At 53.0% G+C, this 25,280-nt stretch carries 19 protein-coding genes; 8 read left to right on the top strand and 11 right to left on the bottom strand.

Annotation, left to right across the window (positions count from 1 at the left end):
• The first annotated feature begins 129 nt into the window (after positions 1-129).
• The gene (locus EG028_RS27105; RefSeq protein ID WP_120519413.1) at positions 130-2,796 is read left to right on the top strand and encodes an outer membrane beta-barrel protein; all 2,667 of its coding nucleotides are present in this window, start codon (positions 130-132) and stop codon (positions 2,794-2,796) included.
• Here the strand turns inward: EG028_RS27105 and EG028_RS27100 are convergent, their stop codons facing one another.
• Genes EG028_RS27100 through EG028_RS27080 form a run of 5 tightly spaced genes read right to left on the bottom strand, consistent with a single transcriptional unit; the run spans position 2,797 to position 8,272 of the window.
• Positions 2,797-4,140, bottom strand: coding sequence for a DUF58 domain-containing protein (locus tag EG028_RS27100; RefSeq protein ID WP_120519414.1), 1,344 nt, complete (start codon positions 4,138-4,140; stop codon positions 2,797-2,799).
• A gap of 1 nt (position 4,141) precedes the next feature.
• Positions 4,142-5,122, bottom strand: coding sequence for an AAA family ATPase (locus EG028_RS27095; RefSeq protein WP_120519415.1), 981 nt, complete (start codon positions 5,120-5,122; stop codon positions 4,142-4,144).
• Positions 5,122-6,354, bottom strand: a complete 1,233-nt coding sequence (locus EG028_RS27090; protein WP_120519416.1) for a DUF4350 domain-containing protein — start codon at positions 6,352-6,354, stop codon at positions 5,122-5,124. The genes EG028_RS27095 and EG028_RS27090 overlap by 1 nt, the downstream gene beginning before the upstream one ends.
• Positions 6,351-7,289 (bottom strand): DUF4129 domain-containing protein, encoded by a 939-nt coding sequence (locus tag EG028_RS27085; protein WP_120519417.1) that lies wholly within the window; start codon positions 7,287-7,289, stop codon positions 6,351-6,353. Before EG028_RS27085 ends, EG028_RS27090 begins: the two co-directional genes overlap by 4 nt.
• Positions 7,286-8,272, bottom strand: a complete 987-nt coding sequence (locus EG028_RS27080; RefSeq protein WP_120519418.1) for a stage II sporulation protein M — start codon at positions 8,270-8,272, stop codon at positions 7,286-7,288. Before EG028_RS27080 ends, EG028_RS27085 begins: the two co-directional genes overlap by 4 nt.
• A 57-nt stretch (positions 8,273-8,329) precedes the next feature.
• Here EG028_RS27080 and EG028_RS27075 point away from each other — a divergent pair, with 57 nt between their 5' ends.
• The 4 genes from EG028_RS27075 to EG028_RS27060 are packed head-to-tail and all read left to right on the top strand — an operon-like array spanning position 8,330 to position 11,991.
• A complete protein-coding gene (locus EG028_RS27075; protein WP_120519419.1) occupies positions 8,330-9,109 on the top strand; it encodes an RDD family protein in 780 nt (259 codons plus the stop codon).
• A gap of 58 nt (positions 9,110-9,167) precedes the next feature.
• Complete coding sequence (locus EG028_RS27070) at positions 9,168-9,758, top strand: RNA polymerase sigma factor (RefSeq protein WP_120519420.1); 591 nt, start codon at positions 9,168-9,170, stop codon at positions 9,756-9,758.
• Positions 9,733-11,376 carry an autotransporter outer membrane beta-barrel domain-containing protein gene (locus EG028_RS27065; protein ID WP_120519421.1) on the top strand — a complete coding sequence of 548 codons (1,644 nt, stop codon included), beginning with the start codon at positions 9,733-9,735 and terminating at the stop codon, positions 11,374-11,376. Before EG028_RS27070 ends, EG028_RS27065 begins: the two co-directional genes overlap by 26 nt.
• A 57-nt stretch (positions 11,377-11,433) precedes the next feature.
• The gene (locus tag EG028_RS27060; RefSeq protein ID WP_123864810.1) at positions 11,434-11,991 is read left to right on the top strand and encodes a hypothetical protein; all 558 of its coding nucleotides are present in this window, start codon (positions 11,434-11,436) and stop codon (positions 11,989-11,991) included.
• A 63-nt stretch (positions 11,992-12,054) separates the two neighbouring features.
• On the opposite strand, the gene nagA is transcribed toward EG028_RS27060, so the two are convergent.
• From nagA to EG028_RS27040, 4 genes are all read right to left on the bottom strand, one after another.
• Positions 12,055-13,158, bottom strand: coding sequence for an N-acetylglucosamine-6-phosphate deacetylase (gene nagA / locus EG028_RS27055; protein WP_120519423.1), 1,104 nt, complete (start codon positions 13,156-13,158; stop codon positions 12,055-12,057).
• A gap of 23 nt (positions 13,159-13,181) precedes the next feature.
• Complete coding sequence (locus tag EG028_RS27050) at positions 13,182-14,933, bottom strand: RagB/SusD family nutrient uptake outer membrane protein (protein WP_120519424.1); 1,752 nt, start codon at positions 14,931-14,933, stop codon at positions 13,182-13,184.
• A 19-nt stretch (positions 14,934-14,952) separates the two neighbouring features.
• Positions 14,953-18,498 carry a TonB-dependent receptor gene (locus EG028_RS27045; RefSeq protein WP_206614527.1) on the bottom strand — a complete coding sequence of 1,182 codons (3,546 nt, stop codon included), beginning with the start codon at positions 18,496-18,498 and terminating at the stop codon, positions 14,953-14,955.
• A 329-nt stretch (positions 18,499-18,827) separates the two neighbouring features.
• Positions 18,828-19,808: a FecR family protein gene (locus EG028_RS27040; protein WP_120519425.1), complete on the bottom strand. Its 981-nt coding sequence runs from the start codon at positions 19,806-19,808 to the stop codon at positions 18,828-18,830.
• Positions 19,809-19,989: 181 nt separating this feature from the next.
• On the opposite strand from EG028_RS27040, the gene EG028_RS27035 reads away from it, so the two are divergent.
• On the top strand, positions 19,990-20,541 hold the full coding sequence (locus tag EG028_RS27035; protein WP_162946648.1) for an RNA polymerase sigma-70 factor: 552 nt from the start codon (positions 19,990-19,992) through the stop codon (positions 20,539-20,541).
• On the opposite strand, the gene EG028_RS27030 is transcribed toward EG028_RS27035, so the two are convergent.
• Both EG028_RS27030 and EG028_RS27025 read right to left on the bottom strand, forming a co-directional pair.
• On the bottom strand, positions 20,504-22,318 hold the full coding sequence (locus tag EG028_RS27030; RefSeq protein ID WP_120519427.1) for a glycoside hydrolase family 9 protein: 1,815 nt from the start codon (positions 22,316-22,318) through the stop codon (positions 20,504-20,506). The genes EG028_RS27035 and EG028_RS27030 overlap by 38 nt on opposite strands.
• 46 nt (positions 22,319-22,364) lie before the next feature.
• Positions 22,365-23,030, bottom strand: a complete 666-nt coding sequence (locus tag EG028_RS27025) for a murein L,D-transpeptidase catalytic domain family protein (RefSeq protein ID WP_241559230.1) — start codon at positions 23,028-23,030, stop codon at positions 22,365-22,367.
• Between the two features lie 439 nt (positions 23,031-23,469).
• On the opposite strand from EG028_RS27025, the gene EG028_RS27020 reads away from it, so the two are divergent.
• Positions 23,470-23,889 (top strand): LytR/AlgR family response regulator transcription factor, encoded by a 420-nt coding sequence (locus EG028_RS27020; RefSeq protein WP_162946649.1) that lies wholly within the window; start codon positions 23,470-23,472, stop codon positions 23,887-23,889.
• 18 nt (positions 23,890-23,907) lie between these two features.
• Entirely contained in the window at positions 23,908-25,002 is a 1,095-nt protein-coding gene (locus EG028_RS27015; protein WP_120519429.1) for a helix-turn-helix domain-containing protein, read from the top strand.
• Positions 25,003-25,280: the final 278 nt, after the last annotated feature.

Here is a 25,280-nt window from a genome sequence, read left to right as displayed (position 1 = left end):
CCGTTTCCGTGAATATCCGGCATCGTGTACGTTACCATTTATCCTGCATATCACGCATATGTGTAAATGTTACGGCTGGGAAAAAGTGGGATCGTATTTTTCGGACAATCAACCTATACGTTTTTTTAGATGAGTATCAAGCCAAAATGCGGCATGGCCTTTCTGTGCCTGCTGGGATGTATGTTTTCATTTTTCACGGCAAACGCGCAGCAACCCCCTTCCAATAAGGACACGGAAACCGGCGCTATCAGCGGGAAAGTTCTTCAGGCAACTAACAAAGAACCCATTCCTTTTGCTTCAGTTGCTTTGCTGAATGAAGATGATTCTACCATCGTAACCGGCGTTGCAGCCGATGAAAAAGGCGGTTTCCTCCTGAAACCTGTGCCGTATGGCAGCTACCTCGTGAAAATAGGCACGCTGGGATACAATCCTTATTTCGTGCATGTGAAGCTCACCGCGGAAAGAACACAACGCGACCTGGGCACCGTACTCCTCGAAACCGGCTCCCGCAGCCTGAAAGAAGTGACCGTGGTAGGCCAGAAGCAGATGTTCACCATGAACAAGGACAGCATCGTGTTCACCCCCGATGAAAACTTCCTGCCCGGCGGTACCGGCATGGAACTGCTGGAATACGTGCCCGGCGTGACAATCGATGCGAATAACAATATCACCATGGAAGGCAAGGACCGGGTGAAGTTTTATGTGGACGACAAACCCATTGCGCTCACCGGCATGGACGCGAACAGTTACCTGAACAATCTTCCCTCTTTTATGATCGAGCGCATTGAAGTGCTGAAAGCCCCACCGGACGCGGTGGAAGCAGAGCAGGCGCTGGTGGAGGGCCGTACCAATATCCGTTATATCAACATCATCACCCGTAAAGTGCAGTTCCGCGGTTATTCCGCAGCCTTCACCGCGGGGGTGGACAGTCGCCGCAACCTGAACGCCAAAATGCGTTATAACCTGAACCTGGCGCCATTCCAGGTGACTTACTTCAACAACGGGCAGTATAACTCGGACAGCAGCTACGTGAACCGGACCTACTTCCCGAAAACACCGGGCGGCGACAGCTCTTATCTTTCACAAAAGAACTTCCGCACCTCCTATAACTTCAATCACAACCTGAACGGCCGCTACGAACTGAAGATCACCGAAAAAGAAAAACTACGCGGCTCCGTAACCCTCGGCTGGACCGGCGACGGCAGCGACGCGGAAAACAACAGCATCAACAGCAACTATGCGCAGAAGCCGACCATGATCAAAAACCAGGACAGCAGGAACCGCCGCAACGGCTACCGCGCGGTGACCGACTGGTATTATTTCAAAGAGTATGAAGAAAATTCCGAAAAGAAGCTCGAAGCCGGCTTCAACTTTGTAAAAGGCGGCGGCAGCGGGTATGGCAACAACGACTATTTTTACCTGCTCACGGACGATACTTCCCTGCAAAAGAACGACCGGAAAAACGGCAACTTCAACGTACGCTCGAACATTCACTTCCGCCAGCCGCTTTCCGCCGGTAAATATTACGACCTCAGCGCCACCGCGGAGCTGAGCAGCGGCATGAACCTGAACCTTGCCACCCGCAAGAACGTGAACGATCTTGAGCTGCTGCCCGCCCCGCAACTGTCCACCGACTATTCCGACCTCAACCAGAACTACGCCGCGAACGTGTCCGTGGGTAAACGCAGCCGCAAGCTGGGTTACAACTTCACCGGCCGCCTGGGTTATATCGGCAATAAATCGGAAGAACTGTATGCGGGCAACCGTTTTAACAATGAAACATACGAAGTGCGCAGCTCCATGGGCATCAATTACAGCCCCTGGAAACACCATATGGCAAACCTCCGGTTCAACCCCGGCATTCAATACTTCAACCAGATGGCCCTGCTGGATTCGCTGAAAAACGCCGTGCCGTTCAAATACACGAACTTCTCGCCCGGCATCAATTTCCAGTACGATTACAAACAGCAACAGATCACGTTCAACTTCAACCGGAACATGGACCGCCCGTCCCCCGACCAGCTGAACCCCTTTGTGAACACGGCGGACAGCTTCAACATCCGTACCGGTAACCCGAACCTGCGCCCTTCTTTCACCAAAGACTACCGCCTGGAATACACCGCGCAGATCAAAAGCCACCAGGTGAAAGCGGGCCTGGAAAAACAGGATGCCAGCGACATCATCAGCCGCTACACCAAAGTGGAATACATCAACGACAGCACCATCATCAATACCAGCACCTTCGTGAACCTCGCGTCGCGCAGCGACAGGAGCGCATACGTCACCCTCAACTCGCACTTCTTCAAAGCGCTGGGCAATAACAAAGGATCGTTCAACATGAACGTCAGCGGCGGTTTACGGTACTACGAAACCATCACCGACGGCGGCGAAGAAGGCAAAGAAGCGGTGAGCGAAAGATTTGCGAACGTGTCCGGCTGGACTTCGAACCTGACCGTGTGGGCGGCATACCGCATCAGGGTGTTTTCCATTTCGGTGAACGGGCGTTACAACGGACCGCGTTATTATTCGCAGGGCAAACAGGAAGCGCGTTTTAACAGCGGGCTGAGGGGACAGGTGAACATGTTCCAGCGCAAGCTGAACGTGGCATTCACCTGTGAGAACATCTTCGGGTCCAGCGTGAAGAACTTCTACGAGCTGACCAATACTTACGAACAATACTCGAACAACCGGAGAAACGTACGTTTCTTCAGCCTGAACGTTACCTACAACATCCGGAAATTCACCAAACTGGGCCAGAAAGGGCCCAAAGATTACGAGAAGGAAGAACCGCTGTAGTTACGCCATCATGCGCGACTTCAGCTCAAGATACTTATTCACCACGTCCACGGTAAGATGTTCGGGCGTGGTGAGTAAGGACATGATCCCATACTGCGCCAGCTCCCTCACTATCTGTTTCTTTTCATGCGCGAACTTCTGCGCGATCACCTGGATATAGATCTGCTCCACCCCTTCCACCTGTTTTTCGTTCAGCTTTTTGATCTCGGTATTTTCAAAAAACACGACCAGCAGCAAATGATATTTGGCGATCTGGCGGAGGAAAGGCATTTGCCTTTGCAGGCTGGTGATGGATTCGAAGTTCGTGAACAGGATCAGCAGGGACCGCTGTGAAAGGGACGCGCGCAGGTGCACGCCCAGTCTTTCGAAATCGCTTTCCGTCCAGGCGGTGGTTTGCGCGTAGAGTTGTTCGAGGATCTTATTGAGTTGTACTTTTTTGCTGCTGGAGGGCAATACTTCCGTTTGTTTGCCCGTGAAGGTGACCAGGCCGGCCCTATCCCCTTTGCCCAGCGCCACATTGCTGAACACCAGCGAGGCGTTGATGGCGTAGTCCAGCAGGGTGAGGCCGTCGAAAGGCATCTTCATGTTGCGGCCTTTGTCTATCACGCAGTACACCTGCTGGGAACGTTCTTCGATAAAGTTGTTCACCATCAGCGTGCCGCGGCGGGCGGTGGCTTTCCAGTTGAGGGTGCGCACATCGTCGCCCCGGGTGTATTCTTTGATGTGATCAAACTCCATGCTGTGGCCTATCACGCGTTTGCGGTGCACGCCCATTTCGTTCAGCTTGTGTTTGATGGAAAAAAGTTCGTAGTTGCGCAGCTGCATAAAGGAGGGGTACACTTTCACCGCTTTTTCCAGCGCTTCCGTATACCGCCGCGTTACCAGGCCAAAGGCGCTCCGTACATACAGATGCGTGCCGCCGAACTGGTATTCGCCTCTTTCCACCGGGCGGAGCTTATAGGTGTAATGTTTTTCCTCCCGGGCTTTGAGACCGGCTTTCATGGAAAAGTCCCTTCGCTGGAACTGGAAAGGCAGCTCGTCCACTATTTCCAGCTGCACGGGGAAGTTGTAACCGTTTCGGATGATCAGCTCCACCTCGTTTTCATCACCATTGCTGAAGCGGTCGCTCATGCGGCGCTCCGCACGCATGGCGTTGCGTGGCAGGTATAGCAGGGCCATATCCAGCAGCAGCACTGCGGAGCATACGACCAGGGCCGTCATGGCCACCTGGAAAAACACGGGTACAAAAAAGGCGGTCACGAACAACACGATGACCACGCCCAGCGCCAGGTACAACCTTAAGCTGAGGAAAAACGACCTGTAAAACCGGCTGAGTATTCCCATATTATCTTGGTACTTCTACTGCTTTAAGTATTTCCGCGATGATCTCGTCCGGCGTGATGCCTTCCATTTCACGCTCCGGCGTAAGCACAATGCGGTGGCGGAGAATGTGGGGAAGGATGTACACGATGTCGTCAGGCGTTACGAAGTCGCGGCTGTTCATCACGGCCACGGCTTTGGCGCAGTTCATCACCGCGATGGACGCACGGGGCGAAGCGCCGAGATAGATGCTCGGGTTGTTCCGCGTTTCGTTCACCAGGCTGGCGATGAATAACAGGAGTTTTTCTTCCATGATCACTTCCCGTACTTTCTGCTGAAGGCGTATCACGATGGCCGCGGTGACCACCGGCTTTATCAGCGCCAGCATCTGGTGCTGCCCGCCCTGCGTGTTCGCCGCCTGGAGTATCGCGATCTCTTCCTGGAGCGCCGGGTATTTCACTTCTATTTTAAAGAGGAAACGGTCCAGCTGGGCTTCCGGCAGGCGGTAGGTGCCTTCCTGCTCTATCGGGTTCTGCGTGGCCACTACCATAAAGGGCTGGTCCATCAGGTGGCTTTGCCCGTCGTTCGTGATCTGGCGCTCTTCCATCACTTCAAACAGCGCGGCCTGCGTTTTGGCGGGGGCGCGGTTGATCTCGTCTATCAGGATGATATTGCCGAAGATGGGGCCTTTTTTGTATTCAAATTCCTTGCTCTGCGGGTTGAAGATGGAAGTGCCCAATACGTCCGCCGGCATGAGGTCCGGGGTGAACTGGATACGGGAGAACTTTGCATCTATCGTGCCGGCAAGCAGCTTTGCCGCCAGCGTTTTGGCCACGCCCGGCACCCCTTCTATCAGGATGTGCCCGTTGGCCAGCAGGCCGGCCGTGAGCAGGTCCACCATCTGGTGCTGCCCCACGATCACTTTGCCAATCTCAGCTTTGATAGCCGCAATCGCTTCGTGGAGTTCGCTGAGGTCCGTGCGGGGCTCAAAGGTGTTTATTTCCATTATTTCGCTTTTAAATAGAATTGATAGATACTGTTATAATATTCCTGTAATTGCTCGTCGCTGATGCTGCCGGATAATTTTACCTGCGCCGCCATGCCCATGAGCCGTTCCACCGATTCCCGGGGCTGGCCGCTTTTGCGGGAAAGCGCCGTTACGAATTCGGAAGAAAGCGCACTGGTGTTCAGGTAATAATTCTGGCGGATGTAATCCAGCAGGTGCTGCGTCATTTTGTTCGCCAGGTTCCAGTTGTTATGATGCAGGTAATAAAGCCGCCCGAGGGTTTCCGCAAAGTCCAGCGAGTTGTTCGCCAGTACCGGCTTGGGCGGTATCAGGCGCTGGCGGCGTTTGCTTTCGAACAGCACATACAGCAGCAGCAATACCACCGCAAGGAACAACGCCCAGCGCAGGGAAGGGTGGCGCAGCAATACCTGCCAGTTGGAAAAGTCTCCCTGCTGCGGGCCGTGCTGGTATTTGTAAAACTCGTCCCAATACACATTCGGCGGATACTCCGGCAGGTAAGCCATTTGAAGCTCCAGCGCCCTGATGTTCTGTTTGTTCATCAGGAAATAATTGGTCCAGGTCATGGGGTTCAGCATCACGAACACCTGGCCGTTCCCATGCGGTATCCTGAAAAAGTTCGGCTCGTGGAATTTGTTGGTGCCCAGTATGGTGATGATGCCCGAATCCGGCCTGGCCAGCGAATTTTTGAACAGGATGCCTTTCGAGGTAAAAGCAGTGTCCGCCCCGAAATTCGGGTTGGAGAAATGCTGCGTTACCGCCGTGACGGCGGGGGTATTCAGCCCCTCTCTTACCCTGAACCCGAAAGTGGCTTCCAGCAGGGAATCCGTCTCTTCGATGGCCAGGAAAAGTTTATTGCCTTCCGCTACATAATCGGACATGGCCGTGGCGTCTTCTTCGCTGAGCCACAGGCGCTCAGCTACAATGATGTATACATTGTTCTGCGTTTTCAGGTCGTTGCCCTTTTCGTATGTTTTTACAAAGGGGCGGGTGGCGGTTTTGGGTTTGGTGCCTTTGAAAAAATGCTGGAGCAGTTTATACGGCACATAACTCCCATAGGGAGATTTGTCCCGGCTGCTGTAGGAAATATACTCCACCTGCAGGCGCGAATCAGCCCGCGGGCCTCCGCCGCCCTGTGTGACGCCGCCGATGATCAGCAGCACGATGAGCGCTGTAATGATCACGGAAATGCCTATGATGATGCCGGTTTTCACGAATGTTGTCTTATAGATTGAGTAAAGGCGGCAAACTGGTCATCCAGCTGTGAGAACTGCCCGTTGCTGAGGGGCAGCTGTCCGTACCAGATGTACTCGTAATGCAGCGTTAAGGCGGCAAAGGGTTTGTGAAAAGCGGTGCGGGAAAGTTCGCGCAGGAAGTCCATGTTCGTTTTGTCTTTCCCCGGCGCGATCAGCTGTCGCGCTTCCAGCAATTGCAGGGTGTGCAGGTAACGGAAACGTACGGCGTCCCTCAGCCGGCCCTCCGCAATGGAGGTGCGGGCCAGTGCGTCGTAGTTCAGGGGGCCTTCATCTTTCACGATGTCAAAGCTGCCGTAATTTTTATTGGTGGAAGACCAACGGAATGAAATATCGTTTTTCCTGATGAACAGCACCAATACACCCAGCAGCAGCGCACCCAGGGATACATAAAATATCCAGATGAAGAGAACGCCGTTTGCCCTTACCCATGCGCCGAGTGAAAAGAGCCAACCTTCTTTTTTTGCGGCGGGTTTATCTTCTCCTTCGTAATTAAGCGCTTCCATTTTCCGCAGCTCCTCCATGTCCGCGCCGGATACTTTGCGGATGGAAAGCCGGGCCTGGCCGCTTTCGTCCCAGTCTCCCACAGGGTGCTGGTCCCAGCGGGCGTAGGGTATCGTCCCGTTTCGTATTTTTTGTTCAACAGTGCTGTTGTCTTCCGTTTCTTCCGTGGCCTCGTCCAAAGCCAGGGCGCTGTCTATATCTCCGGTGACGGTGGTATCTGTTGCGTAAGCGTCTTCAATATCGCCTTCCACGGCATTCCCCTCATCCGTGGAATCGATCACTCGCCATTCGTTTTCGTCGAACTCTTTATTTTTTTCTTTTTTATCCTGCGCGGCGGCGTGCAGGCTGATGCAGAAAAGCGCCGCGCCGATCCAGTATCTCATTCGTTTCATGCGGCGGCAGGTTTTAGAAGTTTCCCCTCCATATCCAGCCGGTAACCTTTTTGCTGCACTTTTATGGGATAGATCACAAAATACCAGACGATAAAAGCGGCGGACAACACCAGGATGCTGATGCTGAGCGCGATGGGCATACTGGTATGGCGGGTGACGAAACTTTCCAGGAAAGCGGCTACGATAAAGATGGGCACCAGCGCCACGATGATCTTCAGCCCTTCCATGGCGCCGCGTTTCAACGACTCGCGGCGGGTATGCGTGCCGGGGAACAAAAGGCTGTTCCCCATGATCATACCGGCCGTGCCCGCAATGATGATGGAAGAAATCTCCAGCGTGCCGTGTATCCATATCACGAGTACAGAAGGCCATCCCAGTCCTTTTGCAAAAAAGAAATACTGGAAGGAGCCCAGCATGATGCCGTTCCTGAACAGTATCCACAGTGTGCCCACCGAAAATGCGATGCCCATCACAAAACAGAACATGCTCACCTGGATGTTGTTATACGCGATGCGTATCCACATCTGCCATTCGTTTTCGCCTTTATAGACCCCAAAAGGATCGCCGTTGGATATATTCTCTTCCGTCATGTTCACGTACCCATCGCCCAGTACGCCACGCACGAAGGTTTCGTCGTGCGCCGCGGAAAACGCGCCGATGATGCAGAACAGGAGGAAATAACAGAACGAAAAAAGGAACAGCCGGTGATGTTTACGGATCAGCAGCGGCAGTATATAACAGAAAAAATTGCGGATACGGCCTTTGTCTCCTTTATGATTGCGGTAAATGCGCTGGAATATGCCCGAAGCCATCCCGTTGATGTAATGGGTCACTTTGCTGTGGCTGTAGAAAGTTTTGGCATAAGCGAGGTCATCAAGCAGGGAAGTGAATCGTTCCGCCATCTCATCCGGGTCTTCGGTGGGTTCCTCACGGATCTTTTTCCACCGGTCCAGGTTCCGTTTTATAAATGAAGATTCTCTCATGCGGTACGGGTCATAAAAATTACTGAGGTGGAAATATAATAAATTTTAAATTTGTTTATGCCTATTATCAAAATACCTACAGTATTTAACATCGACCTGGAGTTTGAAGCGGCGGATCTTGGGCGGCGCGGCGTGGCTTACCTGGTGGACCTGCTCATCAGGGGGGCTTACCTGCTGCTGATGTCGCTTTTCCTCAAAAATACCGGTCTTGGCGGGTATTTCGCCGATGTTTTCCTGCTGGTACTACCGGTCTCTTTTTATTACCTGATATCGGAACTGATCATGAAAGGGCAAAGCCTGGGCAAAAGGGTGATGGACATCAAGGTGGTGAGCCTGATGGGCAATGTGCCCAGCCTGAGCCAGATACTGCTTCGCTGGATATTCAGGATGGTGGAATCGCCGCTGGTAACGCTGGCGCTGATCACGTCCATGCTGGAAGAAGATTCTCCCCTGGCGGCCTTACTGTTCCTCGCCATCGGCATCCTGCCGCTGGTGGTGGTGCTGCGCAGCCCTTACAATCAGCGGCTGGGCGATCTGGCCGCCGGCACCATCCTGGTGAGGACAAAAGAACGGCATACCATCCAGGATACCATTTTCAGGGAAATACACCAGCCGGATTATATCCCCCAGTTCTCCCAGATCCTTCGGCTCAGCGATAAGGATCTCAGCAAGATCAAAACCGTGCTGGACAGTGTGGCCCGTACCGGCGACACCTCCATGGCGGAGCGTATTTCACTGAGGATCAGGGAGGTGTTGCATATCGAAACAGATATGGAAGCTGTTCATTTCCTGGAAACCCTGCTGAATGATTACAATTATCTCGTGACCCGGAAATAAATTTTTAATCCTACCCAACCTTCCCGTATAAAAAGGGCGTCTGTTCAGGATAGTCCAATTGGAACCGCAACATCCACATATACCCGACCCGGCGGCAGGCCAGCAGCCCGACCATCTTGCATCCCTGCTGGAAGGATGCCGGAGGCATGACCGTCTGAGCCAGGAGAAGCTGTATATGTTCTTTTTCGACAAGATGCTGGCCGTTGTGAAACGGACCTTTCCGGACCAGGATGCGGCCATCAGCATATTAAACAACGGGTTCCTACGGGCGTTTACGAAAATCGGGCAATATAGCGGGAGCGGGAGCTTTGAGGGCTGGCTGCGCAGGATCATCCATCACGCGGCGGCCGATTATTACCGGGAGCACAAAACACAACTGGACACCGCCGTTCCGTTGCCGCCGCATTTACCCCTGGCGGACACGCATGATCCGGCTGCCTACAAGGAACTTTTACAATTATTACAATACCTGCCACCGGCCACCCGGATGGTGATCAACCTTTTTATCATCGAAGGCTATTCCCATAAGGAGATCGGCGTGATGCTGGGCATCAGCGCGGGCACGTCCAAGTGGCATGTATCCGAGGGGAAGCGGCTGTTAAAAGAATTATTGAACCAACGGTATGAACGGACAAGAACCGGATATTGAGCATTTGCTGAAAGCTGCGGCCCTGCAGGAGCCGGAGCCCGCCGCGCCCGCTGTGAAACAGCAGGCCTGGGAGCAATTGCGCCACATGCTGGATGTGCGGGGCACTCCGCCGCCGCCTTCGTCCGGCGGGGGCTGGTGGTTTTTGCTGGCGGAGGTGATCGTTCTGCTGGGTACGGGGTTGACGTTTGTACTGCACAGCGGGGACCGTTTGGGGCCGGAGCGGGAGGATGTGAAGAAGGAAGTAGTGGTGAGGAACGGGAAGGAGATGCTGGCGGGTGAGGAGAATAAAAATGGTGAAAAGGAAGGGATGGGGAAGGACGCGGAGGGAGATGAAAAACTTCCTACGGGCGTTAGCGTTGATCATGAAAACGGCCGAACGGTCAAAGATAAGAGCAGTGATAAACATACGGCGGGGAATGAGGGCCTGGCTCCGGACGAAGAAAGCGGCAATAACGACAACAAATCGTCGAAGGAAAATGCCGGGAACAATAGCAGTGATAAAAATACAGGAGAGAACAAGGATTCGGGTGCAGGCGTTGGAACGGGTAAAAGTGACCGCAAATCTCCGGGCAAAAAAGGAGGAATAAAAACGAATTATAAAGACCCATTACGAGATAAGACAGCTGCCGAAGCCAAACCGGGACGTAACGAAGAAAAAACGGATCATTCCAAGCCGGGCAGTACTTTCAGTAAAGGGAAGCGCAGCAATACCCTTGCGCTTCCAAACAACGCCGCCCCTACAAAAGCGCAGCCCGGCAGCACTACCGGAAAAAAGGAAACGCTTCAGCCGGATAACCCTGACGCACAACAAACCATTTCAACCGGCAACCCCGGCCAACGCAACAACGGCATCACCGGAAATGAAAATAACATCCGCCCATTCACCTTCCACCTTCAGCCCGTCTACCCCGGCACTGTTCCGCAAAAAACAATCAACGCCGGCGGCGCACGCATTGCCATGAAACCCCATGATTTCCCGGATCACAAGGTCAGCCCCTTCAATATAAAAGCCGCCGTCATGGCTGCGAATAATAATACCTGGGCGGGAAACCTCCAGGCTGAATACACCTATTGCTTTTCCCCCAAACTGGCCGTCAGGCCATCTATAGGCATTACTTATCTCACCGGTGCGAAAGGTAAATACGAACATTTTTACCGCAATGCCAGCATCACAGATACTATCGGCAGCCCGAGGCGGTACACCATAGACACCGCCCGCACCTTTTACACCCTGAAAAACACGCTGCATGGGAATCTTGGCATCCAACTGACGTATGAAACCGGTAAATGGTCCGTGTATACCGGCATCGCTTACCAGTACCAGCTGATGCAGAAAGGGAAAGATTCGGTGATCCCGGGTTCGTATACTGCCCCGCTGGATACGCTGCCGCATTTCCCGGACAGGTTCAATGCGAACAAACTCGCCGGGAAAAATTTCTTCCAATGGCAGGCCGGGGTGGATTACCAGCTTACGCCGGTATTACGCATCGGGCTCCAGTACAATCTTGGCTGGAATGGCAGCGCGGGCGGCAAGGGATTTGTAAACGATGTACCGGCTTATCCGAACCGGCAGAGCCTTGAGCTACACGTCCGGTATTTTTTTAAAAGAAAAAAATAACCCACCCAACCTTTTCATTTTACCACCCCGTCTTTCATAGTATAAAACAAACATTCTATGAAACGGATCTCACCATTTTTACCATTGCTTATGCTGGCGATATCATTTATTGTACACAGCTGCAGCCAGGACGCTGTATTATCGAAAGAAGACGCCAAAAGCCTGCTCGCACTCAGGGACAGCATTGGCAACGATTCCACAGACACCATCCCGACGGATACGATCCCGCACCCTAATGACAGTTCATGGTGGCGCATTACCGGCCTTGACATCACCGCATCGTCCGTAGAAGATACCGCCATCGTGTTCCTCATTAAATCCAAAAATTATTACCCCGTTGAACACGCCCGCCTTGATCTCACTGCTTATACCTTTCCGGACAAATGGAATATCGGTATCATCCGGGCTTACCAGTTCAGCCCCAACCCCGGTTATTCGCAGGCCGTACGCAGGATCGTTCACCAGCGTTACCCGAACGGCAACTGGCCGCTCAATATCTCGCTCAGGGGCAACACATACACCGGTACCATTCATGCCACGGATACCGCCTACAGCATCAGCTGGGCGCATGACAGCATCATCACCATTCAGCCGAAACTATTCCCCCGTCAGTAAAATAGCTTCAATTACGGTGACTACAACAAGAACGGGTCCCGGCGGTATGCCGGGACTCTTCTTTTATGCTTCAAAAAATCTGCCGTTGATGTAAGTGCCGCAAGGCCGGAAAAGTTCGTCAAACATGGTGAGATAAGCCGGATGGCCGGGCGTAATAAGCCCCCGCTCCGGGTGGCCGATGAGGCGCGCAGGATAAGTGGATGCCATCCGTAAAGCTTCCGCGCGGTGGATGCCGGCGTGTGTTTCGAGGTTCCTTACGCCTTCCAGCAGTTTGATCGCGGAGCCGGATAAGGTGCCGTCCGTAAGGGTATAACGGTCGCCTTTGAATATATGGGGATATGCGCCGGTACTGGTTTCTACGGCGTCTGTAATAATAAAGAGCCGTTCGCCCATCAGTTTTTTGGATACGGACAATGCTTCATAATCCACATGGATCCCATCCGGGATGATACTGGCATAAGCATCGCCCTGGTACACCGCGCCGGGCAAACCGGTGTCGCGGTGATGGAACGGGCTCATGGCATTAAAGAGGTGCGTGGCCGTTTGAATACCTCTTTTAAAACCGGCGGCGGCTTCCGTAAAGGTGGCATTGCTGTGCCCGGCTGAAATAATGACCCCATTGGCAAGCAATAGGTCGATCACCGCTGGTTCCGTCATTTCCGGGGCCAGCGTGATCATTTTGATGACGCCCTGCGCCCTTTTCAGCAGGGCTTCCACTTCTTTCAGCTCCGGCATTTTGATGCAGGAGAGGATATGCGCGCCGCGCTTCACCGGGTTGATGTAAGGGCCTTCGAGATGCAGGCCAGGTACGGCGGGATGCGGGTTGTCCCTCACCGTGTCTATCGCCTTTTCAAAAACAGCCATTTCATTGGTGGCCAGCGTGGGCAGAAAACCCGTTGTACCGCTTTTCACCAATGCGTCCGCTATGTTCCTTAAAGCAGCGGAGGAGGGGTCGTCTGAAAACAGCTGACCGCCTCCTCCGTATATCTGCAGGTCCAGCAATCCGGGTGCGATATACTGGCCGTTCTGGTTGATGATATGGAAATCCGATGGTATGTTCCCTTCGTCCGTCCACCCTTTTACAATGCCATTGTCTAACAACAGGGCTTTCCCCCTGATCTCTTCCGTTCCTGTGTAAATAACCGCGTGGGTGAGCGCTGTGAGCATACTGATAAAAATTTAAATGGAGCCTACCAGCCTTTGTTCTGGGAAAGAGTCACTTTCTTGTCTAGGAACAGTTTGATCTGGTCTTGTGGTATCGGCTCCAAATATACTTTATCGTCGTTATAAATCCGGTCTGCCAGGGGTGAAACTGAAGGGATAATATATCCTTCATCCGGCCCTTCCAGCGTCACGTTGTTCAGCCATGAGCCGCCGGGAGGGTTGGGTTTGTTCCACTCGGACCGTTTGATCCAGGCGCCGCGGTTGAGGTCTGTGTGTACGCGGGTGTCCATGTAATCCAGTTTGCGCCACCTGCGCAGGTCGTCGAAGCGGGTGCCTTCCATGCAGAATTCCACGCGGCGTTCGCGGCGGATCTCCCAGATCATGTAAGTCACTTTCGCATCGGGATCTTTCGCGGGGTCGTGGTACACAGCGCCGCTCACCGCCGGCTCTCCGCCCATCACCTGCAGCGGGGGCAGCGGAGTGGTATTGCCCGTAGTGCGGGCGCGGAGTTTGTTGATGGACTTGTCCAGGTCTTCCTGCGTAATGGCGCCCAGCTCTGCCGCAGCTTCCGCATAGTTGACCATTACTTCGCCCAGGCGGATCACGGGAGCGTGGGACACGTTCAGGCTGGATTCCCCGGTGGGCGCTTCGCGCAGCTTATCGTCCAGGAACTTCCAGGTGCAATAACCGGTCGTGCTGATGCCAAGGTTGTTTGTACGCGTGCGGGAACCATTGGGGCGGAGTTCCGGGTTGAAGGTGTGGAGCATCCGGCTGTCGCGGTTGGCGAGCACTTTGTCGATCGTTTTGTCTCCCTGGTACAATGGCGAAAGGCCGATGGGCAAACCGTCCGTACAGAGATAAGTCTCTATCAGGTTTTTATTGGGTCCGGTCTGTGGTTCTTTATTGTTGTAACTCATCAGCGAATGCGTGAGCAGGCCCGGCGCATACCGGCGATATAGGATGATCTCTTTGTTCGGCGCAAGGTCCGGCGAGTTGAAGGATTCGCGGTAGCTGTTGGAAAAAGAATAACCGCCTTTGGTCATCACTTCGTTCGCGGCCCATTTGGCCGCCTCCAGGTATTCGCGGCTTTTCGCCTCGCTCAGCTGGTGGTATTTCTGCCAGGTGCCTTCAAACAGCATGATGCGGCTCATAAAAGCCATCACCACCCATTTGCTGATGTTCAGCCCTTTTTCGCCATCTGTTTCGCGTACGTTGCCGGCGGCAAATTGCAGGTCCAGCAGTACGCTGTCCATTACCAGCGTGCGGTTGTCGCGGGGTTTGTAGAGCTGCTGCTCGTCCGATACCTCCAGGGGTTTGCCGTACCATTGTACGTCTCCATAGGTTTTCACCAGCCTGTAATAGGCCATGGCCCTGAAGAATCTCGCAACACCCGCCCAGTGGTTGCGCGTGGCTTCGTCCAGCATGCCCATGCTTTTTACGCGTTCCAGCATGATGTTCGCCTTGCGTACGTTTGTAAAATTCCAGGCGGTGTTCGTAGCGGAAGCCGGAACGGTTTTGGTGAAAGCTACCGGCGCCGTGGGCGCAAAGTCATCGTTCAGCGACTGCCCGGAATAAAAATACACTTCCAGGTCGAAGTTGCGGCCGAAGCCGGGGAAATAGGTCGGGTAAAACCCGTATGCAAAGGTGCGTACGTTGTTTTCGTTTGTCCAGTAAGTGGCGTCCTCCATCTGGTCCAGCGGGAGGCGGGTAAGGAAATCTTTTTTGCATCCCATCCCCAGCGCCGCCAGTAATACCACTAATAATATTGTCGATTTCATAACCAGTCAGTTTTTCGCTTTAGAAAGTGATTTGAAGGCCAAAAGAGAATTCCTTGCGGTAGGGATATACCCTGCCGAAGGCGGAGCGGTCCGTCTGCTCTGCGGTGTAATCAATTTCCGGGTCGATGGGTACGGACATCTTGTCCCAGGTAAGCAGGTTTTCCCCGCTCACATATACCCTTGCGGACCTGATATGCGCAACGCGGCTGATGTGCGCGGGCAGCGTGTAACCCAGCGTCACGTTTTTCAGGCGCAGGTAAGACATGTCCAGCAGGTAACGGCTCTGGCGGAAAAAGTTCTTATTGCTTTCCGCCTTGTCGTGGTTCGTGGGCTGGGGATAAAATGCGTTGGTGCGGTCTGGCGTCCAGTAATCCATCTGGTGCTCATACCAGGCTTCCGCTTCGTTGAAGCCGGGGATAAAGATGGGGCCTGAAGGCCAGAGTTCTCTTTTGCCCACGCCCTGGAAGAACACGCCGAGGTCTATGCCTTTCCAGTCCGCGCCCAGCCTGACACCGTACTGGTAGCGGGGGGTGGAGTTGCCGATCACGCGGAGGTCCCCCGGATCGTCCGTGGTTTCCGAGCCCCAGTTCACTTTTCCGTCGCCGTTGATGTCTGTATACTTCACATCGCCGGGAGTGTAGTAGAACCATGCGCTGCCTTGTGTAAGCGCACTCTGGTCCGGGATGCCGGGTTTAGGTTCCCATTTGCCGGCTACTTTATTGAAGTCGCTTTCCTGGAAAAGCCTGTCCGTAACGTATCCCCATATCTCCCCGATCTTTCTGCCCTGGTAGTTGCGGTATACGTTGGTGGTGGCGCTGGCAAAGCGGGTGATCTCTTCCTGGAAGTCGGACAGGGTGCCGAGTACATTCAGGCGGAGGCCGTTATCGAAAATATGTGTATAGTCGAGGGCGAGTTCCCAGCCACGGGTTTGCATTTCACCGAAGTTCTCTTTCGGGGCGGAGCCGCCGAAGGTGGAGGGCAGACCCACCGTTTCGCCGATCATGTCCAGCGTGGTACGGTTATACCAGTCGAAGGTAAGGCCCAGCCTGTTTTCGAGGAAACGGGCATCCACACCGAAGTCCAGGGTGGAGATGGTTTCCCAGGTGAGGCTGCGCGGTACCAGGTTCGGCGTGCTGAAGGTGGTCATGTTGTTGTTCCCGATCAGCCAGCCTGAGTTGCTGGCGGACATTACGGACAGGAATGTTACGTCACCCACGTTCTGGTTGCCGATGGAACCGTAGCTGCCGCGCAGTTTCAGGAAGGAAAGCACCGGTTTGGTCAGCTCCATAAAGTGTTCTTCGGAAAGCACGTAACCGGCGGATACGGAAGGGAAAAATCCCCACTGGTCGTGTTTCGGGAACTTGGAAGAACCATCGTAACGGCCGTTCACTTCCAGCAGGAACTTGTTTTTATAATCGTAGTTGACACGCGCAAAATAACCGTTGGTAGACCAATGCCCGCGCCTGCCGGTAACAAACTGGTCACCGGTGGACAGGCTGATCTCGCCCAGGTTCGGGTCTATCAATCCCCTTCTTTCGGAGGTCTGCGACCAGTTCCGGAAAAGATCCACATCCGTTCCCACGATGGCTTTCAGGTGATGATCGCCGAGGTTTTTGGTGTAAGTGGCAAATGCGCGGCCGGTGTTCATATCATTCCAGTTGGAAGTATATTTTACGCGGTTCCATTCCGGGCCCTGGTAGTTGGGCACATAACTGAAGTTGCCAAACCAGAAGTTGATAGCCCCGGTTTCACCGCCTACGGAATGAATATGCTGGTTCGTGCTGGAATAAGTGTAATCCACATCGATGGTCAGGTCTTTCATTGGTTTCAGCGTAGCGCCTACCTGCACGCGGGTGAAAGTATTTTTGTCCTGGTCCATTTTTGCCTGCTGCATTTCCGTTACGGCGCTACGGAAGGGTTTGCCCTGGTAAGTGCCGTAGGGATATACTTTCGGCCAGCGGTAGAGATAATACCAGGGGCCGAGCTGGGCGGCGGAGAAAGAGAAAGGCGTTTCCAGTTTGGATTGGGAGAGCATCATTTTCCCTCTTACGTCCAGCCAGTCGTTGACGGTGGTATTTACGCTGAGGGTAGCATTGTAACGGTCAAAGCGGTCTGTTTTGAATTTGAGCATACCGGTCTGGTTGAGATACCCCAGGCCCAGGTGGTAAGTGGTCTTATCGCCGCCACCCGCTACGGACAGGTCATGTTTCTGCTGGAAGGCGTATTTTTTCATATACCGTTCGTTCGCATCCCAGGGGCGGTACGGATAAAAGTTCCCGTTCCTGATCTCGAAGTCGCGGCCTTCCACCATTTCGTCTCCCAGGTCCTGGCCGGCGTATTTGGCTTCCCAGTCTTTCATTTTCTGGATGCCGATATCGTCGAAGTACATACCGAGTACGCCAAAGGAGTTGATGGCGGGGTTGTTCGCGGAGCGGCGGCGGTTGAGCAATACGGCTTCCGCGCCTTCCACTGCGCCCGCTATTTCCGGTACGGTAGTCGGTTTGCTCCAGGAGAAGTTATTGGTGTAATTGACGCTGGCGGGCGCTCCTTTCGCGCCGGACTTGGTGGTGATAAGTATCACGCCCCAGGCGCCCCGCGTTCCGTAAATAGAGGCGGAGGCCGCATCTTTCAATACTGATATGGATTCAATGTCCTGGGGATTGATCATCTGCAGGCTGGGGATCTCTACGTTATCCACCAGGATGAGGGGTTGTGCGCCTGCCGCTCCGGTGTTCAGCGAGCCGGTCATGCCGCGCAGCCTGATATTGGGGTTGCGCCCGAGGTCACCGCTGGCCGTGGTAATGGTGAGGCCGGGTACGGCGCCTTGCAGGCCGCGGCCGATGTCCGTCACGGGGCGGGATTCCAGCGTGCGTTTCACATCCACGGTGGATACGGCGCCGGTGAGGTTGGCTTTGCGCTGCCGGCCGTACCCTACCACCACAATGTCTTCCAGCCTGCGGCTATCGGTCTTCAGCGCAATATTGATCGTAGTAGCGTTCCTGACCACATATTCCTGCTGGATGGCGCCCACGGAGGTGAACACCAGCACCTGCCCGCGGCCGGCGGAGAGGGTGAATGCGCCCAGCCCGTCTGTGAACACGCCTTTGGTGGTGCCGTTGATACGGACGGACACGCCAGGCATAGGATTGCCCGTTTCATCCGTCACCTTGCCTTTCACCTCGATGGTGGTATCTGCGGCCGGCTGTGCAGCGGGTCCGGCCACGTGTGGCTCCTGCCTGGGAACGATCATGATCGTTTTTTCCGTGAGCTGGTAGCTGAGGCCGGTTTGTTTCAGCAGTGCGGCCAGCGTGGCGCTTACGCTACGGGTGGCCATTTGCAGCTGCACACGGCTATACCGCTCCACTTTTTCGGAAGCATAGGCAATGTGAAATCCGGACAGTTTTTCCACCTGCGACAGCGCTTTTTCAAGCGTTACGTTGGCGGCCTCCATGGTGATCTTTTTATCATCCAGCGCCTGCCCTTTGATAGGCATGGCCCAAAGGAGGTGAATACTAACCAGCATGCAAATGATGGTGGTAAGGCTCATTCTCATAATGAAACGCATTTGCGTGGAATAAACTGCTGATGTAAGGGCAGGCAATAGCCTGTCTTTAGCAAAAACCGCTGATTTTTGCATAAATTGCAATAGTTTAAAATGATGAAGAATCAGCCCTCGGGCTGTTTGAGTTTTAAGCTAAGCCCCTCCCGACCTACCACAGTACGGAGGGGTTTCTCATATCCATTATCGTCAGGAAGGCGGACGCATTTTCCGGGTCATGGCATAAGAATTTGGTCACTGAACATTGTTAGCGGTAAATATTTTCTATTACCCGATCTTATTTCTCTATTACATTGTTAGCGTTGAATATTTTCTATTACCCGATTTATTTTTTGTTACTCGGTCATGCAGCCGTCTCCATTGATCGTTACTTCGTTGTTCCGGATGGTATAAGTGGCATTTCCCACGGTGCATAAGATATACAGTACTTTATCCAGCGTTTCCGTGCCTTCAAACGTAGCACGGATGCGGCATTGCCGGAGCGCGTCGTTGGCAAACAGGATCTTTACCTGGTATTGTTCGCCGATCTGCCGGGCGATCTCTTCAAACGGCACGGAGTTGAAGTCCATTCCTTTTTTTACCCAGGCTACGGTCTCCACCGCTTTCACGGGTTTGGTGGCGGCGGTTTCGTTTTCATATACGATCTGCTGGTCCGGCAGCAGGATGCCGAGGAGTTTGTTGCTGCCGCCTTCTTCTATTTTCACTTTGCCTTTGGTAACGGTTACGGTCACGGAAGGCTCGTCCGGGTATGCTTTGATGTTAAAGGAAGTGCCCAGCACGGTGGTGATCACTTTGCCGGAGCGGATGCGGAAGGGTTTGCCCGGCTGTTCCCGGATATCGAAATACCCTTCGCCGGTGAGCGTCACTTCCCTGGCGTTGCCTTTGAACACGTCAGGATATATGAGGGTGCTGCCCTCACGCAATACCACGGTACTGCTATCGGGCAGCAGGATGAAACGTTTGCTGTCCGGCTTCGCGGGCACTGTAGCCAACACGGGGCCGGGGGCGGGTTCTTTCACAGAAGGGCGGCTGGTCCACAGCAGGGCGCCGATGCCGATGATAGGAACGACCACTGCCGCTGCTTTCCACCAGGTACCGCCCGAGCCGCCACGGAAAAGGGCTTCCTTGCTGCGCCGCATCTCCCGGAAATCCTGTAACAGCTCCTTCGCCAGCTCTTCGTCCGGGCGCCATTGCACGGGCTCGGCATCGGGATGATGCCAGGTTTCATACCATTCTTCCAGCGCCTTCAGCTCTTCCGGGGTGCAGGTTCCGGCTTTGTATTTTTCCAGCAGTGCTTTTAAATCGATCAGGCCCATAGGCGGAATTTATACTTCTGTTACCATATAGGACAAACAATAAAAAACAAACCGTTACTGGTATTAAAAAAATATTTCTTTTTGGTTTCACTTTGTAATTAGCCCTTATTTTTTATTACATTTAACTTACGCAAAACAACCAAAGTCTATTCCACACTATACACACCATACGGACGTAGATTTGCTCACATGCTGGAAAAAGGGCGACCAGGCAGCGTTTGACGCCTTGTATGAGCGTTATGCGGTGATGCTGCTCAAAAAGGCATATGAAAAGACCGGCGATAAAGAAACCGCCCGGGAGTTTGTACAGGAAGTATTCCTGGAACTGCTGGAACGGAAGGACCGCCTCGACATTCACACCTCTTTTAAAGCCTATATCTTTACCGCGCTCCGCAACCGTGTGTTAAATTACCTGCACCGCCAATACATCCACCACAAATACGAAGTATTCCAGGAAACCCGCCCACCGGCTGTTTCCAACGATGTGGAAACTTATCTTTCCCATAAAGAACTCTCCCTCCGGATGGCCGATGCCATCCAGCAGCTGCCGGACAAATGCCGCCAGGTATTTTTATTAAGCCGTTCGGAAGAGCTGAGCAATAAAGAGATCGCGGAACGTTCCGGTATTTCCGTGAATACCGTGGAACAGCATATGCGTAAGGCTTTGCGCCTGCTCCGCAATGGACTGCAACGCACTACTTTACTGATCGGTTTTTTGGCAAGCTGGTTTTAATCCCTTCATTTTCTTTCAACGCAAGCAGGTAGATCAAAGATGCCGTACCGTCCATGGTAGGTTCGTTTGTACTGTAGTCCCCGTAATCATCATGGTACACTACCAGGCTGCTCTGGAAAGCCGCATATTCATCAGGTTCGGCCAGGCGGATGCCGATGAGGCTGTTGTAGATCGTGCCGTACACCGGCCCGTCTACCAGGCCGCCGTCTATCGGGTATTGTTTGAGGTGGGTGAATGCGGAATGCGGGTCCACCGGCGTATCGCCGTGCTGCGGCAGGCCATACACCATCGCCGTGCCCCAGGGATTACATCCGAAGAGCCAGTCCACGTTCGCCTGCGCCAGCGCGGCGTAATCGTTTTTCCCGCTTAAGGTTTGGTACCAGTAACATTGTATCGCAAAAGCAGCGGTGAGATTATTGCTGCACCAGATAAACGGAACACCGCGGTAAAATGCATTGTTTTTTGCTTTCCGCCATACCTTTTCGATACCAGCCCGGTAGTAACCGAGCAGCTTTTGTTTATCAGCGCCCGCTGCCTGCGCGGCCATTTCGTAGTGACCGATATTGATAAAAGGATACCATTGATAATGGCTCGCCGTATCCGCGCCCAGCCAGGGCGTGATGGTTTCTTCTTCCGCGTATTTCATACCCTCAGCGAGGTAATGTTTGTCTTTGGTGATGGTGAACATCCGCGCGGCGGCCAGTTCCATGTCATCCGTCCAGTTATCTTCTGCATAGATGTAAGGAGAAAGGACCGAAGCGGTTTGCTGCACACCGGGCTTTCGCACACCTAATGTATAAGCGGTGCCTGCTTTTGTCCTGAGTTTATTGGCGTATGCAGGATCTTTTTTCTCCAACACCGAATACCCAAGCGCAAAAGCGCTGGAGAACTTACCGGCCGTGGAAGCCACACCGGTGGACCGGTTCATCTTTTTATATTTCACGCCCTGCACCTGTGGCTGGCCTGAGCAGAAATATACCGGCCTTTCAAAACCTCTCCCATAAAACGAATCCAGCGCAGGTATACGCATACCACGGTGATCCCGGTCGTCCGCGATCTGGTTGAACAGCCAGTCATCCTGCGGATGCATGCGCAGCAACCAGTCCAGGCCCCAGCGGGCTTCGTCCAGTACGTCCGCCGTGTTATTCTTTTCCGGGAGGCCGTTCGCATCGTGATCATCGGTGAATACGCGTGGGAAATCGCGGTAAGCCGCGAGGAGATGATATACCGTATTGGCTGAAGTAGTGGAGTATTGCAGGTAATCGCTGGCGTCGTGCCAGCCGCCGAAAGCATCTATTCTTGTGCTGTCCGGCATAGGGCCGTATAACGTGTATCCGTCGAAAGTATGACAGGAATCTTTTAAGAACGGATTAAACCCACAACGCTGCTGGCGGAGATAACGCAGGCAGAAATCCGCCGCGCCTTTGTACACATCATTCCCGATGCGGAACACCGGCGAGGTGGCGCCGCCCGCTTGCAGGTAATAAGTACCGGGCTTTGAAAATGTAGTAAAATCGAGACGGTAGGATTGTGTGAATGGGCCATAACTGCCGAAAGCCTTGCCAGCCGGGGCGGTGAATACGGCCTTGCCGCTGGCGGAATCTATGAGCTGGAAGGAGCTGATCGTGTTGGAAGAGAAACTTCCCCAAACCGCAGCTTTAACGCCGGAAGGCAAATACCCGAGTTGATTGATTCGGATATATGCTTCCGGCGTTTCTTTTTGTGCGGCTATCAGTAATGGTAAAAAAAGTATAAAGAGTAAAGTACGTTTCATCATGGCCCGGATATGTTCAAAAATAAGACAATCTGGGCGTTATGAACCGTTATGCTGCCGCCTGCAGCATCCGCGAGGCGGACAGGTATTTTGTATCGGGGCTGTACATGAACAGGCAGGTGCCGTTCTGGATCTTGCCGATGATCTTTTTATGCAGCTTCGTCGGGATGGCAGGGCAGCCAAGGCTTCTGCCGATGTAACCCTGGAGACGGGCCAGTTTTTCATCCACATAATTCGCCGCGTGCATCACGATACCTCTTTCCATGGCGTTGTTATTGATCCCGTCTTCCTCACCTTCCAGCTTGAGCGAATAGCCGTGCTGGCCGCGGTAAGTTTTGCCGGTCACATAAAAACCAAGGCTGCTTTTAAAACTCTCGGGAGAGTTGGAAAAGTCTGTCGCCATTTCTTTACCTGAATTCCTTCCGTGGCTCACGAGGGAGTTGAACAACAGCGTGCCGGACGCAAGGTCGATTACAAACAGGCGCTTTTTGGTGGAAGGCAGGCTGAAGTCCACGATAGATAATATATCATCGTTGCGCAGCTTACCTTCTTTCAGCAGGCGGTCGTGACCCTGTATGGCATACTGGTACGCTTCGCGGGAAAGCCCGAGGGAATCCAGCGAGAGATTTTCGTACAAAGCAGCCATGGCGGAAACAACAGGAGAGACTGCTACGGGAGCAACCACACCGCTGTTTTTCTTGCCGATCGAGGACACTTTCAAACTGAATAGGGAAGTTAATACCAGAAAGGGCAGTATGTATCTTTTTTTGTTAATGCGTAATTTCATCCACTTCATATCTTTTCTCCTATGTTAAACGGTTTTTCAATATGGTTATTGCGAGGCACAAAGATACGAAAAATCTTGCATGGGTATTGTTGTTACAATCACTGAATTGTCTAATTCCAGTCAAAAATGCACCCTTGATAATCAGTTGTTTATAACGCCAGGAATTGGGCGCTGCCGGCATTGTCACCGGTCAGTTTGATTTCGTTCATTTCAGGAAATGAATGGAATAAGGGCCATTTTACCCGGTTCAGCGCCCCAAAATGCCGCCCCGGAAGTAAGGAATTATAATTACGTACGCCATGGTAGCGGGTTTCCGGTGTTTTTACCAGTACAATCCTTTTTCTTTGCAAAACATAAACCCCGAACCATGCTAACAGAACAATTACTTCCGGAGGAACTCACCGCCGTGCGACAGATGCTCCATGAGCTGATCAAAAAAAACGCTTACAAAGAACGCTTTGTTGTAAAGCGCGGGCAAACCATTCAGTCTATCCACGTAACGGACATTGCTTATTTTTTCTCCCGGAACAAGATCAGTTACCTCAAAACCCATGAGGGCAAAGAATACCTGCTTTCCCAGACGTTGGGCGAAATTGAAAAATCCGTTTCCCCGGAGTATTTTTACCGGGCCAGCCGCAGCTTCATTATCAGTTACCGCGCCATTCAGCTCGTGAGCGTCTGGTGGAACGGCAAGCTGAAGCTGCACATCCGGCCAGAGATCCCCGCCACGGAAATATTGATCAGCCGGGAAAGGGTGGCCGGGTTTAAAATATGGCTGGGTGAATAACCTCAAAAAGTAATTTTGATGCCCCTTTTTGTCACCGTTTTTCTTTGGCTCTTTTTTGCCGCCGCGGCCAACGGCACGTTGATGAGCGTGATATTGCTGCGCCATCCGCAGAAAAAACAACACCTGCTGGGATGGCTGATATTGTTGCTGTCCCTTTCGCTGTTTACTTACGTGTTTAACATGTTCTATGGCCGGGTGAGCTGGAACCCCGGCTCCATTGTAGCCTGGATGATCATCAGCCTGATGGGCCCGCTGCTGCTGCTGTACACGGCCAGGGAATACAATCTTCCCTATAATAAAAAACCCGCGCTGCTCTGCCTGCTGCCCACGGCGTACCTGCTGGTACAGATACTGTTGTTCCCTTTCCTGGGAAGAAAGGCCATCCTGCTGCCCGGCGCTTACACCGCCTTTGGCACCACCGCCCTGCTGATCGTGTATTGCGGGATCTCCGCCCGGTTTTACCAGAAGTATGCGCCCAACGTGGAAGTGGCGGCCGGTATCCTGCAATACCGCGTCAAAACGCTGAAATACCTGCTGATCTTTACGTTGTGTTTTGCCTTGTCGCTCATCATGTACGTAGCCGCGCTGGTCAATAACGAGCCGGATGTGATGTATTACGCTATGGTAGTGAAGTTTATCATGACGGTGGGCATCTATTTCACCGTTTACCAGAAGCTGGTGCTGGCCAATTCCCTGCAAAAAGAAACCCCGGCTGAAACGCCCGGCCGGAAATATAAAACCTCCGCCCTGCGTACCGAAACGCAGGAATACATCGTGCGCCGGTTACAGAAAGTGATGCAGGAACGGCAGCTGTTCCTCCAGCCGGACATCCGGATGAAAGAGCTCGCGGATGAACTGGGCACCTCCACCAATTACCTCAGCCAGACGGTCAACGAAAAGATGCAGCTCAGTTTCCCGGATTACATCAACGCGTTGCGGGTCAATCATGCCAAACACCTTATCTGCTCTCAGGAAAACAATGACCTGAAAATGCAGGAAGTATACGCCCAGTCCGGCTTTGCGAACAAAACAACATTCAATAAAGCATTCAAGGATATTACCGGCATGACGCCCACCGAATACCGGGCGAAGTATAACGTGGCCGCTTCGTAAATCCGGGCCTTTACCAACTAGAATACTCTGCACTTGCAGCGGTTTGGAATCCGGACTAAAGTCCTGCTTCGGTGCTGATCCTCAACATGAGTGCCCCAAGCGGCGCAAAGCCCATCATTGCCAGGAGCAGTGCTAAAGGAAAATAACAGCCCCGTCATTGCGTATTCTAAGATAAAGAGACTACCAAAAAAAAATTCAGGCCGCTGCTAAATAGTTCTTATCAAAAGGCGTTTGGCGTTTTATGACAGCAAACATTCTGTAAATGAGTTTATTACGGA

The organism is Chitinophaga barathri, assembly GCF_003807585.1.
Taxonomy (GTDB): Bacteria; Bacteroidota; Bacteroidia; order Chitinophagales; family Chitinophagaceae; genus Chitinophaga; species Chitinophaga barathri.
Note: the sequence above shows the minus strand (reverse complement) of the source record. Positions and strands in the feature narration are given on the sequence as shown.